Origin of the sequence: Bradyrhizobium sp. BR 10289 (genome assembly GCF_019455385.1) — a bacterium.
Classification (GTDB): Bacteria; Pseudomonadota; Alphaproteobacteria; order Rhizobiales; family Xanthobacteraceae; genus Bradyrhizobium.
Map to the genome: position 1 here is coordinate 243374 of NZ_JACOFR010000009.1, position 12406 is coordinate 255779.

12 protein-coding genes are annotated in these 12406 nt (G+C 65.5%); 6 read left to right on the forward strand and 6 right to left on the reverse strand.

Going from position 1 to position 12406, the window contains the following annotated elements:
* Nucleotides 1–59: 59 nt before the first annotated feature.
* A complete protein-coding gene (locus tag HYH08_RS18035) occupies nt 60–1676 on the forward strand; it encodes a peptidoglycan L,D-endopeptidase MepK (RefSeq protein WP_349631436.1) in 1617 nt (538 codons plus the stop codon).
* A 143-nt stretch (nt 1677–1819) separates the two neighbouring features.
* Here the strand turns inward: HYH08_RS18035 and HYH08_RS18040 are convergent, their stop codons facing one another.
* The gene (locus HYH08_RS18040; RefSeq protein WP_018641571.1) at nt 1820–2092 is read right to left on the reverse strand and encodes a DUF2312 domain-containing protein; all 273 of its coding nucleotides are present in this window, start codon (nt 2090–2092) and stop codon (nt 1820–1822) included.
* A gap of 181 nt (nt 2093–2273) precedes the next feature.
* Nucleotides 2274–2579, reverse strand: coding sequence for a DUF1244 domain-containing protein (locus HYH08_RS18045; protein ID WP_220011137.1), 306 nt, complete (start codon nt 2577–2579; stop codon nt 2274–2276).
* Nucleotides 2580–2746: 167 nt separating this feature from the next.
* Between HYH08_RS18045 and HYH08_RS18050 the strand changes: the two genes are divergently transcribed.
* The gene (locus HYH08_RS18050) at nt 2747–3328 is read left to right on the forward strand and encodes a DUF1036 domain-containing protein (protein WP_220011138.1); all 582 of its coding nucleotides are present in this window, start codon (nt 2747–2749) and stop codon (nt 3326–3328) included.
* On the forward strand, nt 3325–4761 hold the full coding sequence (gene pyk, locus HYH08_RS18055; protein WP_220011139.1) for a pyruvate kinase: 1437 nt from the start codon (nt 3325–3327) through the stop codon (nt 4759–4761). The genes HYH08_RS18050 and pyk overlap by 4 nt, the downstream gene beginning before the upstream one ends.
* A gap of 120 nt (nt 4762–4881) precedes the next feature.
* Here pyk and HYH08_RS18060 read toward each other — a convergent pair whose 3' ends face one another.
* Nucleotides 4882–5562, reverse strand: coding sequence for a helix-turn-helix domain-containing protein (locus HYH08_RS18060; RefSeq protein WP_220011140.1), 681 nt, complete (start codon nt 5560–5562; stop codon nt 4882–4884).
* Between the two features lie 268 nt (nt 5563–5830).
* Between HYH08_RS18060 and HYH08_RS18065 the strand changes: the two genes are divergently transcribed.
* On the forward strand, nt 5831–6808 hold the full coding sequence (locus tag HYH08_RS18065) for a phosphatase PAP2 family protein (RefSeq protein WP_220011141.1): 978 nt from the start codon (nt 5831–5833) through the stop codon (nt 6806–6808).
* Between the two features lie 384 nt (nt 6809–7192).
* On the opposite strand, the gene HYH08_RS18070 is transcribed toward HYH08_RS18065, so the two are convergent.
* Entirely contained in the window at nt 7193–7357 is a 165-nt protein-coding gene (locus tag HYH08_RS18070; RefSeq protein WP_018641576.1) for a Flp family type IVb pilin, read from the reverse strand.
* A 294-nt stretch (nt 7358–7651) separates the two neighbouring features.
* Between HYH08_RS18070 and HYH08_RS18075 the strand changes: the two genes are divergently transcribed.
* On the forward strand, nt 7652–9142 hold the full coding sequence (locus tag HYH08_RS18075; protein WP_220011142.1) for a hypothetical protein: 1491 nt from the start codon (nt 7652–7654) through the stop codon (nt 9140–9142).
* 125 nt (nt 9143–9267) lie between these two features.
* On the opposite strand, the gene HYH08_RS18080 is transcribed toward HYH08_RS18075, so the two are convergent.
* Both HYH08_RS18080 and HYH08_RS18085 read right to left on the reverse strand, forming a co-directional pair.
* Nucleotides 9268–9585, reverse strand: coding sequence for a BA14K family protein (locus HYH08_RS18080; RefSeq protein ID WP_220011143.1), 318 nt, complete (start codon nt 9583–9585; stop codon nt 9268–9270).
* 430 nt (nt 9586–10015) lie between these two features.
* On the reverse strand, nt 10016–11221 hold the full coding sequence (locus HYH08_RS18085; RefSeq protein ID WP_220011144.1) for an ABC transporter substrate-binding protein: 1206 nt from the start codon (nt 11219–11221) through the stop codon (nt 10016–10018).
* Between the two features lie 182 nt (nt 11222–11403).
* On the opposite strand from HYH08_RS18085, the gene HYH08_RS18090 reads away from it, so the two are divergent.
* Entirely contained in the window at nt 11404–12261 is an 858-nt protein-coding gene (locus tag HYH08_RS18090; RefSeq protein ID WP_220011145.1) for an alpha/beta fold hydrolase, read from the forward strand.
* Nucleotides 12262–12406 lie beyond the last annotated feature (145 nt).

Genomic DNA, 12406 nt, shown 5'->3' on the forward strand with positions numbered 1-12406 from the left:
GCTAACGGGGTTAGCGGGAGAGTCCATTTTGAACGCTCGTCGACTGGGTGGGCTCTAACGTGCTGACTGGTCTCGCACGCCAATTCGCGGTGCTGTCGTTGTCCCATGCGGGAGTGAAGGCCGGATCCCGGATCGGCCTCGCTTCCGTATTGCTGCTGGCTGCCGCGGGCTCGGTCCACAACGCCGCCGCGCTGAACGAGACCAAGACCCTCTCCTTCCACCACACCCATTCCGGCGAAGACCTCACCGTCACCTTCAAGCGCGATGGCCGCTACGACGAAGCCGCGCTGAAGACGCTCAATCACTTCCTGCGCGACTGGCGCACCCAGGACGAGACGGTGATGGACCGTCGCCTGTTCGACATCCTCTGGGAAGTCTATCGCGACGTCGACGGCAAACAGCCGATCCAGATCATCTCGTCCTATCGCTCCCCCGCCACCAACGCCATGCTCCGCCGCCGCTCCTCCGGCGTGGCGCGCTTCAGCCAGCACATGCTGGGCCATGCGATGGACTTCTACATTCCGGGCGTGCCGCTGGAGCAGATCCGCTTCGCCGGGCTGCGCCTGCAGCGCGGCGGCGTCGGCTTCTATCCGACCTCCGGCTCGCCCTTCGTGCATCTGGACACCGGCAGCATCCGGCACTGGCCGCGCATGACGCATGACCAGCTCGCCCGCGTCTTCCCGGACGGCAAGACGGTACACCTGCCGACGGACGGCACACCGCTGAAGGGTTATGAGCTCGCCAAGGCCGAGATCGAGCGCCGCGGCGATGGTGATGATGCCGGCGGCAAGCCGGGCTTCTTCGCCGCCTTGTTCAAGGGCAAGCCGGCTCCGGCGGTTGGCAGTGCCGACGAGGATGACGAGGGCGCCCCGGCCGCCAAGCCCGCGGCGCCGACCGTGGTCGCCGCCGCAGCCAAGCCGGCCGACTCCAAGCCCGCCGACCCGGTGCCGACGCCGCGCGCAAAACCGTCCGTCGCCACCGCGATCCAGCTTGCCTCGGCCGATGCGCAGCTGGTTGCGCCGCCCAGGCCGAAGCCCGCGCCCGTGGCTGACAAGCCGGCCGCCGGCAAGGCTGCTGACGCAAAGCCCGAAACCCCGGCCGACATCATCAATGCCCGCGGCTTCTGGGATGATCCCACGCCGCAGCAGGCGACGCCGGCGCAGATCGCAGCGCTCAAGGCCCGACAGGCACTCGCCGCCGCCACCGATCCGCAAGCAACCGCAAGCGTCTCCAGCGCAACGCTTCAGGCACTGGCCTACGCGCCGGCCGCTTCGCCAGTCGACCGCGCCAACGTCGTCGCCGCCTCCGCACCGATCCCGCGCTCGGCGCGGGCCGCGCGCAACGCAGCGCCCGCGACAGAGATCAACAGCGTGGTCGGCAAGAGCACCGACGGCATGATCGCGACCGCAACCCGCCTCTCCGCGGCAAAAGGCGAAAGCATCTGGCTCAAGATCATGATGCTGTCGCCGAGCGCCAGCCGCGCGATGTCGGTTACGCTGATGGGCGAGCTCGATATGGCCGCCTTGCGCGGCTATTTCGTGAAGCCGCAGGCCGTGATCGCGATGGGTTTTGCCGACGACCCGATGCAGGGCCTGTCCTGCGAGAGCTTCTCGGGCAGCGCAACGGCGAAGCTCCAGACGACGTCGTTCGTCGTGCGCACGGCCGCCCTTCGCTGATAGGCGCGACTATTTCCAAGAATTCAGATCGTAGCCCGGATGGAGCGAAAGCGTAATCCGGGGATCCCGCCCGCATGGCAAGAACCCGGATTTCGCGTTCGCTCCATCCGGGCTACGGCAGTGGTATCTGCGGCGCGAACGCCTCAGAGCATTCCCAGCGCCTGCATATAGGTCTCGAGAATGGTCTCGGCCTCGGCGCGCTCGTTGGGGTCCTGCTTGCGCAGGCGCACGATGGTGCGTAGCGCCTTGACGTCGTAGCCGTTGCCCTTGCTCTCGGCATAGACGTCGCGGATGTCGTCGGAGATCGCCTTCTTCTCTTCCTCCAGCCGCTCGATGCGCTCGATGATGGATTTGAGCTGGTCCTTGGCAAATTTCGTCGCGGGCTCGTCGTCGCGGACGGCGGCGGAGGTGGCCATCTTGGTACTCCCAATGGAACTGGCAAAACGAGGTGACGCCGGCATCCACCGCGCGTGCTGGCAAAACCCTTAGGGTTCGCATCACCTGCGTTCAAGCAAGCATCGCGCTCGTCCACAGCGCGCCCACACCTTCCTGCGGGGAGCAGAAGAAAGCTGTTGTGTGGTGCGACTCAGGGCGCGGTCAGTGCCCGTGGGGGTGGACCTTCTTCATCGCCTCGATCTGCTCGGGGCTGGCCGCGCCCTGGTGCTTCGCCTTCCAGGTCTCGTAGGGCATGCCGTAGACGGCCTCGCGACTCTCGTCCTTGGTCAGCGCGACGCCTTGCGCGTCGGCGGCGTCCTTGAGCCAGTTCGACAGGCAGTTGCGGCAGAAGCCGGCCAGATTCATCAGGTCGATGTTCTGGACGTCGGTCCGCTCCCGCAAATGATCGACCAGGCGCCGGAAAGCGGCCGCCTCAAGCTCCGTTCTGGTTTTGTCGTCGATGGCCATCGTTCGTGTCCCTGGCAGTGGCGTATCCAGCCAAACCCTTAGCGGGAGAGGTGGGGTCCTGTCACAGATTTTGCCATATCGCGGCGCAAACGGACCGAAGCCCGGCTTTGGGCGGTTCCCTGCGCCCTACGCCAAATCGTCAATCATCTGGTATACGTTCCGCGACAATGATCGCCGAATCTCTCCCCACCCCCCTTCGCCTGCTCGCCCGGTTGGTCCCGGTGCTGGCGGTCGCCACGCTGTGCCTGTGGGCGAGCCCGGCCGCGGCCGATTTCCGGCTTTGCAACAACACCTCAAGCCGGGTCGGCATCGCGCTCGGCTACAAGGACGCCGAAGGCTGGACCACCGAGGGCTGGTGGAACATCTCGTCCCGCTCCTGCGAGACCCTGCTGCGGGGGACGCTGGTCGCCCGCTATTATTACATCTACGCCATCGATTATGACCGCGGCGGCGAATGGTCGGGCCAGGCCTTCATGTGCTCGCGCGACAAGGAATTCACCATCCGCGGCACCGAGGATTGCCTCGCGCGCGGCTATGACCGCACAGGCTATTTCGAGGTCGATACCGGCGAGCAGCGCGCCTGGACGGTGCAGCTCACCGATGCCAACGAACAACCGGCACAGCAGCGCGTGCCTGGCCTGCCCGGACCGGTTGGCCCGGGCGGCGTTCCGGGTTTGCCCAACGGCCCGCCCGGTGCTACGCCCCCGGGCTCGCCCGGCCTGCCACCCCCGCCTGGAAATAAGCCATGAGGCGTCTTCGCCGTATCAAGATTCTCGCGACTCTCGGACCCGCCTCCTCAGACCTCGCGATGATCCGCCGCCTGTTCGAGGCGGGCGCCGATCTGTTCCGCATCAATATGAGCCACACCCCGCATGACAAGATGCGGGAGCTGGTGGCGACGATCCGCAACGTCGAGTCGAGCTACGGCCGGCCGATCGGCATCCTCGTCGACCTGCAGGGACCGAAGCTCCGCCTCGGCGCCTTCGCCGAAGGCGCGGTACAGCTCCAGAACGGCCAGACCTTCACGCTGGATTCCGACAAGACGCCGGGCGATGCCAATCGCGTCCAGCTCCCGCATCCGGAGATCCTGGCGGCGCTCAGGCCCGGCCATGCGCTGCTGCTCGATGACGGCAAAGTGCGCTTGATCGCGGAAGAGACGTCCAAGGACCACGCGGTGACGCGTGTCGTGGTCGGTGGCCGAATGAGCGACCGCAAGGGCGTCAGCCTGCCCGATACCGACCTTCCGGTCTCGGCGATGACGCCGAAGGACCGCGCCGATCTCGAGGCCGCCCTCGTCACCGGCGTCGACTGGATCGCGCTGTCCTTCGTGCAGCGCGCCGACGACGTGCTCGAAGCCAAGAAGATGATCCGCGGCCGCGCCGCCGTGATGGCCAAGATCGAGAAGCCGCAGGCGATCGACCGCCTCGCCGACATCATCGAGGCCTCCGACGCGCTGATGGTGGCGCGCGGCGACCTCGGCGTCGAGCTGCCGCTCGAGCGGGTGCCGAGCCTGCAGAAGCAGATGACGCGCATGGCGCGCCGCGCCGGCAAGCCGGTGGTGATCGCGACCCAGATGCTGGAATCGATGATCCAGTCGCCGGTGCCGACCCGCGCCGAAGTGTCGGACGTCGCCACCGCCGTCTATGAGGGCGCCGACGCCATCATGCTGTCGGCGGAATCGGCGGCCGGAAAATTCCCGGTCGAGGCGGTCTCGACCATGAACCGCATCGGCGAGGAGGTCGAGCGCGACCCGACCTACCGGTCCGTGATCATGGCCCAGCGCCCCGCGCCGGAGGCCACTCCAGGCGACGCCATCGCGGATGCCGCCCGCCAGATCGCTGAGACGCTCGATCTGCCCGCCTTGATCTGCTGGACCTCTTCCGGCTCCACCGCCGTGCGCGTGGCGCGCGAACGGCCGAAGCCGCCGATCGTGGCGATCACGCCGAACATGGCCGCCGGGCGCCGCCTCGCGGTCGTGTGGGGCGTGCATTGCGTGGTGGCGGACGATGCGCGCGATCAGGACGACATGGTGAGCCGCGCCGGCCAGATCGCCTTTCGCGACGGTTTCGTCCGCGCCGGCCAGCGCGTGATCATCGTTGCGGGCGTGCCGCTCGGCATTCCCGGCAGCACCAACATGGTGCGCATCGCCTCGGTCGGCCCCGAGGGCGACGCGAACATGTAGGGCTGCAGAGGCCGCCCAAACAAAAATCCGAAAACAACCCCATGCACAGTAGGCCGGCGGAGCCGGCTGATTTGCGCGGGTTTCTCGAAAAGGCGTGCTCAGGCAACGGCCTGAGCGCGATCAGGCCCCGACCAGCGCCTTGGTGGTCGGCAGCAGCGTCTGCTGCACCACGAGACCCCTGGCGCGGGCATCCATGACGCCGACGGCACGCAGCGCCAGCAGCGTCACGGTCTGGACGGCGTCGCGCATCTTCGCGGTATCCTCGAGATTGTCCGGCGCCAGCGGGCCGACCAAGGCCTCGTGCAGCGCTCCCAGCAGCGCAGTGGCGGCGAGCGCGGTGTCCTGCGCCGGGAGATGGCCGGCGCGCACGGCGGCATCGATCCGGGTGGCGATCTCGCCGGCGATCTCGCGCCGGCTAGCGAGGCGGGAGGCGCTGACATCGACATCGACGGGCTCGGCCAGGATGCCCCAGGCGAGCCGGCGCTGCGACAGGGTATGAACCGCCACGGTGGTGACGGCCGCCGCCAGCGCCGAGGACGGTCCGGGCGCGGCATCGGCCGCCCGCCGGATCGCTGCGAGCTCGTCCCGCGACACCTCGGCAATCAATTCGGAGATCAGCTCGGCCTTGGAGGGGAAGTAGCGGTAGACCGTCCCCGCCGCGACATTGGCCCGAACCGCGACCGGCGCGATCTGCACTGCCGCCATCCCGCCTTCCGCCGCAGCCTCCCGCGCCGCCGCCAGTATCGCACTGCGCCGGGCCGCAAGGCGCTTAACCACTTGATGCGTCCGCCGATAAACCATGGCGCGCTTCCTGTCCCACCACGCCTGCCGCACGCCCGCGGCCGAACGCTTAGTCCCTGATTTCGCTGCAAATCGCCCCGCAAGGACTGAACAACTATTCAAAGGTGATGACAAGAAGCAAATGCGTGAAGCGGCACGGTAAAGAGGTTGGCCGGACAACCATTAAAATTGCAGCGCCCGGATTGGCAAAAGGTTGGTCCTGGCCGTTACCGCGATCTTAAGGCGACCCCGCGACTGTACCGAAGCGGCAATTCCACCCTGGTGCAGCATGGTCGATACCGACGCCCGGAGCGCCTGGCAGCTCTTCCAACTGAACTGGCTTCCCATCGTTGCCATGGGCGGCCTGCTGGCGTTCGGCCTGCCCGCCACGGGCCTCAGCCTCGAACCCCTCGCCTATGGCATCACGCTGGCCATCGCCATGCTGCTGATCGCGATCGCCTACCGTCACCAACTCGCCCGGGGCGAGCGCGCCGACCCGAAGCTGGTGTTCTCGCTCGGCACCATCGGACAAGTCATTCTCACCTGCGCCATCGTCGGCCCCCTGAGCTACGTCGCGGGCAAGCTGAACTGGCCGCTCCAGGACGACGCGCTGCTCGCAATCGACCGCGCCTTCGGCCTCGATCCCGAACCGATCGCACGCTTCGTCAACGATCATCCCTGGCTCGCCGACGTGCTGGCGCGCGGCTACGGATTGATCAAATGGCCGCTGCTCGCCATTCCCGTCGCGCTGACATTGACGGCGCGCTACGTGCGGCTGCAAGAGTTCATGCTCGCGATGAGCCTTGCGCTCGCGGTCACGATCGCGATCTCCGCAATGGTGCCGGCGATCGGCACCTATTACGGGCTGCAATTGCCGGCCGCGCATTTCCCCGAGATCAACACCATGATCTATGCGGGCCAGTTGCGCGACATCCTAGCGCTCCGCGACGGCAGCCTGCACGAGTTGCACCTGTTCTTCCTCTCCGGCATCGTCTCGTTCCCGAGCTTTCACGCCGCATCCGCCGTGCTCTACATGTGGGCGCTGTGGCCGGTGCGAGGCATCGGCGGCATCGCGGCCGCGCTCAACATGCTGATGATCGTGGCAACGCCGGTGATCGGCGCGCATTATCTCGTCGACGTCGTCGGCGGCATTGCGGTCGCGGCAGCGTCGATCTGGGCGACGAAGTATTACGTGGCGCGGCTTGGTCGGACGACGACGGTGTCTGCGGCCCCGGCTCCGGTGTGGCAGCCCAGCCTCGCGGAATGAGCGCGCGATCGTCCTGATCCACGGCAAGCTGCCGTAGGGTGGGCAAAGGCGCGACAGCGCCGTGCCCACCATCTCTCCTCAACCGCGATAGAAGTTACAGCACGCCGGCGTCTCTCCGTCATTGCGAGCGCAACGAAGCAGTCCAGAATCCCTCCGCGGAAAGACTCTGGATTGCCTCGCTGCGCTCGCAATGACGGTGTGGATATAGTGTGCCCAGCAGTTGCAGTTCGTGGGCACGCTTTCGCCTTCGCTCTGCGAGCTCCGGCGCAAGCTTTGCCCACCCTACGCGACCGATTGCTCCGGCCGCACCCTCGCAACATCCGAGCCAAAAGAAAAGAGCCCCGTCCGGGGACGGGGCTCTCGAAACTCTGGCTTCGCCGGCTCTTACTTGAGGCTGGACGAGATCGAGCCGAACTTGGTGTTCAGCGTGCTGCCGAGGTTGTTGACGACGGTGATGATCGCCAGCGCGATGCCGGCGGCGATCAGGCCGTATTCGATAGCGGTGGCGCCGGATTCATCCTTCACGAAACGCGCAACGAGGTTCTTCATAGAGTGCTCCCAAAAATGTACACGAGGCTTACAACTGGTCTGGTCTCTTCGGCTTCCCAGCGCCGCCCGACCATGGAACCGAACGTAGAGGCAAAGAATTTCGCCGCAGTTAATTCGACTGCGTAAACATGGAACGGTTTGCATGTATTGGGCGATGGTAAATCGAAATTGAAAACAATCCGTTAAATTGTAACGAGGCCATGCGGCAGCTTCACGCGATTTACCCGAAGTTATGACCGCCGTGGTGTGATGCCGCCCGCCAACCGACAAGAACAAGCAGGACGACGAGGCGGCATGTCCCTTTCCTTTGCGAGCAGCATGGCGGTGCAGAGCCGCGCGCGAGCGCTGGTGCCGCTCTGCGTCGGAGCGGGCGCCTATCTGTTCTTCCTCTATGTCGGCGACACGCTGCTTCAGGACTCCGACTCGTTCTGGCAGATCAAGATCGGGCAATGGATCCTCGATCACCGCGCCCTGCCCACCACCGACATCTATTCCTTCACGCGGCCGGGTGCGCCCTGGGTGTCGACCTCGTGGCTGTCGCAGGTCGCGTTCGCGCTCTCCTACACACAATGGGGCTGGGCCGGCCCCGTCATCCTCACCGCGCTCGCGGTGGCGTTGTCGGCGGCGATCCTCGTCGATCTGCTCGATGCGCATCTGGAGATGCCGCGCTCGGTGCTGTTCGCGATGCTAGCGATCGTGCTGTCGCTGCACCACATCCTGGCGCGGCCGCACATCCTGGCGCTGCCCGTGATGATCGCGTGGGCCGGCATGCTGATGAATGCCGCCGATCGCAGGGGCACGCCGTCCTGGGCCTTCCTGCCGCTGATGTCGCTCTGGGCCAATTTGCATGGCGGCTTCGTGCTGGGCCTCGCGCTGATCGGTCCGATGGCGTTCGTGGCGCTGTGGGGTCTCGACTCCGGCAAGCAGGTCCGGCTGCTGCTGCGCTGGTTCCTGTTCGGTGTCGCCGCGCTCGCCGCGTGTTGCGTCACGCCCTATGGCTGGCGCACGCTGCTGGGCGCGACCAACATCCTCAATCTCGGCGAGCTCCTGACGGTGATCTCCGAATGGTCGCCGGTGAATTTTGCCTCCTTCAATGCGTTCGAAGGCGCGCTGTTCGGCCTGATCGCGCTCGGGCTCTATCGCGGCATGACGCTGTCACCGCCGCGCATCCTGCTGGTCCTGCTGCTGACCTGGATGGCACTCACCCATGTCAGGAGCATCGAGGCCTTCGCCTTCCTGGTGCCGCTGGTGCTGGCGAAGCCGCTCGGCGAGAGATTTTCGCAAGCGCAAGCCGACACGCATGCCGGCGCAGGCACGCTCGCCCGTTACGTGACAGCGGTCGGCGCACTGATGATCGTCGCAGCGGCCTGGACCTCGAGCTCGCTGTTCATGTCGCATCACCGCTTCAACTTCACGATGGACCAGACGCCGGTCGCGGCACTCGACCTGCTCGAGAAGCGCGGCGCCAAGCGCATCTTCAACGCCTACAAGTTCGGCGGCTATCTGATCGAACGCGACATCCCGGTGTTCGTCGACGGCCGCGCCGAGCTCTATGGCGAGAAATTCGTGATGGACTTCTTCAATGCCACCGAGGGCCGCAAGCCCGCCCTGCTTCCCCGCCTGCTCGACGAGCACAGGATCGACGCGACGCTGCTGGTCGCCGATTCTCCGGGCCCGCAGATCCTCGATCATCTCAAGGGCTGGAAGCGGATCTATTCGGATAGCATCGCCGTGATCCATGTGCGGGATGATGCGGACGAGACCGCGGCGGCGCCGTCGAAGTGAGCGCACGCCTCGTCCCTTCGAGCCGCCCGCCGTCGGCGGGCGGCTCGAAGGATGGCCACAGGGGAATGCGATTGCCTCCCCCGCAATGCGGCACCTACCTGCTGCAGAGCATCAGGTTCGTCTCATCACCTGCAGGGATGACGGCTGCCGTCGAAGCCCAGATAGGTGCCAGTCGCCGGATCGAAGGAACGATAGCGCGCGCCGCAGGACCGCGACGCCGGACCGTCGGCGCGGGCCAGCGTGTTACCCACGGCCGCGCCGCCATCCGGCAATTCGAGGCCGAGCCGGCCGGCCGGCGTCAGCGTGCCATTGAGATTGCGGTCGGGATTCTCGGCCTCGTACGTATCCGGATGGCTGTTCGCAAAGCCGGATTGCGCATAGGCGGTGGTCGCAGTCAGCGCCGACAACAGGGCCGCAGCGGCGAGAGTTTTGAGTCCAGTCATGGTCGATCTCCATCATGCGCCGCTGCATCGTGCGGCCGGTACACGGGAAGTGGATCGACATGGTGCGCGGGACAAGCCGGCGGCGCGATCGGGTCGTTCAAACTCGGAAAGAGTCGTTTGTTCGGGAACGTGACGTCATTGCGAGTGCAGCGGCGAAGCGAAACAATCCAGAGTCTTTCCGCAGAAAGATTCTGGATTGCTTCGTCGCAAGGGCTCCTCGCAATGACGGCGTTGAGAGAGAGGCCGTCAAACCCCCGCCCTCGTGCCCCGGACGCAGCGCAGCGCCTCTTGGCGATGCGCTGCAGAGCCGGGGCCCATGTTGCCGAAGTTCGCGCGGCCTCCTGGGTCCCGGCTCTGCGCCGCAACGCTTGCGCGTTGCAGCGCGTCCGGGACACGAGAGCGGCTCTCATTGCGAGAGCTCACTTCATCATCAATTCCCCGTCTGCAACTCGCCAAAGCGCTCCCAGCCCTTGCCGTTGAAGCGCATGAACTGCATCTGGTCGACGGGAACGTGGTCGGTGACGCCGGTGTTGACCTTGATGCCGGGCAACAGCATCGGCAGTTCGAGATCGCGGACGGCAAAGGCCTGCTTCAGAATGTTCTCGGTCGAGAGATCGTCGCCGCAGGCTTTCAGCACCGCCTCGAGCGCCATCGCGCTGTTGTAGGCGTTGACGTAATTGGTGTCGTGCTGGTCGGCCTCCGGCAGGTATTTGGTCATGAACGCGCGCCAGCCCTTCACGCCGGGATCGTCCTTCCAGGCGGGGTCGTCGGGATCCTTGACATAGGCGGTCGAGATGATGCCAGTGCCGGCCTCCACGCCCGCCGGCTCCATCACGGTCGAGATCCATACCGCGACGTTGGAGAGGAACGTCATAGGGCGCCAGCCGATCTCGAAGGATTTGCGGATCGCTTGCGCGGCGAATTTCGGCGTCGCCGCGATCACGAAGACGTCGGCGCCCGAGGCCTTCAATTTCACGATCTGGGAATCGATGGTGGGATCCGCGATCTCGTAGGTCGCGCCGGTGACGACACTGTCGTATTTCTCGCCGAGCACGTCCTTGAGGCCGGCAAGATAGTCCCGACCGTAATCGTCGTTCTGCGAGATCACGGCAAATTTCGCGTTGGGGTTCTTCGCCAGCGCATAGCGCGCATAGAGCCGCGCCTCGTAGCGGAACGGCGCCTGCACGCCCATCGTCGCCTGCGGATATTGCGCGATGTCGGCGAATTTCGAGGCGCCGGAGCCGATGAAGAGCTGCGGCACGTTCTTGGACTGGAGATATTTGGCAATCGCCGTGTTGTGGGCGGTGCCGATCGAGGAGAAGATCAGCGCGACCTCGTCGCTCTCCACCAGCCGGCGGGTCTGCTCGACCGATTTCGGCGGCGCGTAGCTATCGTCGAGCGAGATCAGGTTGACCTTGCGGCCGTTGATGCCACCCTTCTCGTTCAGCATCTTGAAATAGCCGACCTCGCCCTTGCCGAGCGCGCCGAAGGCCGACACGGGCCCGCTATAGGGCATGGTCTGGCCGATCCTGATTTCGGTTGCGGTGACGCCGCGCATCTCGGCGGCGCGTGAGGTGGCAGGCAGCAGCAGGATTGATGCGGCGCCAAGCGCGCCTAATGCAGCCGTCAAGCGCATCGGTCTCCCCTCCCCTTTGCTGGTGCGATCGTGTCGCACCTTTAATTGTCGGGAGCATGCCATGACATCGCGGCTGATACCAACCATTATCAGGGCGGCCGACTACATCTGTAACGTCTTAGAAGGTGACGCGCCGTTGTTGCCATGCGGTAATACCTGACGGTCGAACAGGAATATTCATCATGATGTATCGCAATCTTTTCGCCGCGTTTCTCGTCACGGTTACGATCAGCGCGGTCTCTGCGGCGCCGCAATGGCTGAACCTGCCGCCGACGCCGACCTTGCCCAAGGCAACGCAAAGCGGCCTCGCGCCGGTCAACGGGGTGAAGATCTGGTACGCCTTGTTCGGCCGCGGCGAGCCCGTGCTGTTGCTGCATGGCGGCCTCGCTAACGCCAATTATTGGGGCCATCAGGTCCGTGCGCTGCAACGGCATTATCAGGTCATCGTCATGGACAGCCGTGGGCATGGCCGCAGCAGCCGCAATGGCGAGCCCTATGGCTACGCTCTGATGGCCTCGGACGTGGTCGCCCTGCTCGACCATCTCAAGATCAAGAAGGCCGCGATCGTCGGCTGGAGCGACGGCGCGATCATCGGCCTCGACATCGCGATGAAGCACCCGGAGCGGGTGAGCAGGCTGTTCGCCTTCGCGGCGAACTCCGACCCATCTGGCGTCGCCGATATCGCCTCAAACGAAGTCTTCAACGCCTTCATCGCGCGGGCCGGCGAGGAGTACAAGCGCCTGTCGCCTACACCGACGGAGTACAAGGGTTTCGTCGACGAGATTACCAAGATGTGGGAGAGCCAGCCGAAATGGACGGCCACGGACCTTGCTGCCATCAAGGTTCCGACCTGGATCGTGGACGGCGACCATGACGAGGCGATCAAGCGGGAGAATACCGAATTCATGGCGGCGAACGTTCCGGGCGCGGGGCTCTTGATCCAGCCGCAGGTGAGCCACTTCTCGTTCCTGCAAGACCCCGAGCAGTTCAATGAGGACGTGCTGCATTTCCTGGAGCGGAAGGATGCGGCGGCGAAGTAGACGCTCTCCCCTGGTGCCCCAGACGCAGCGCAGCGCCTCTTCGGCGGTGCGCTGCAGAGCCGGGGCCCACGTCTCCGCATCCCGCGTGTAGCTTCTGATGGTGTGGACGGCCCCCTACGGCATCAGTTGTGCCAGAATGAGGTTG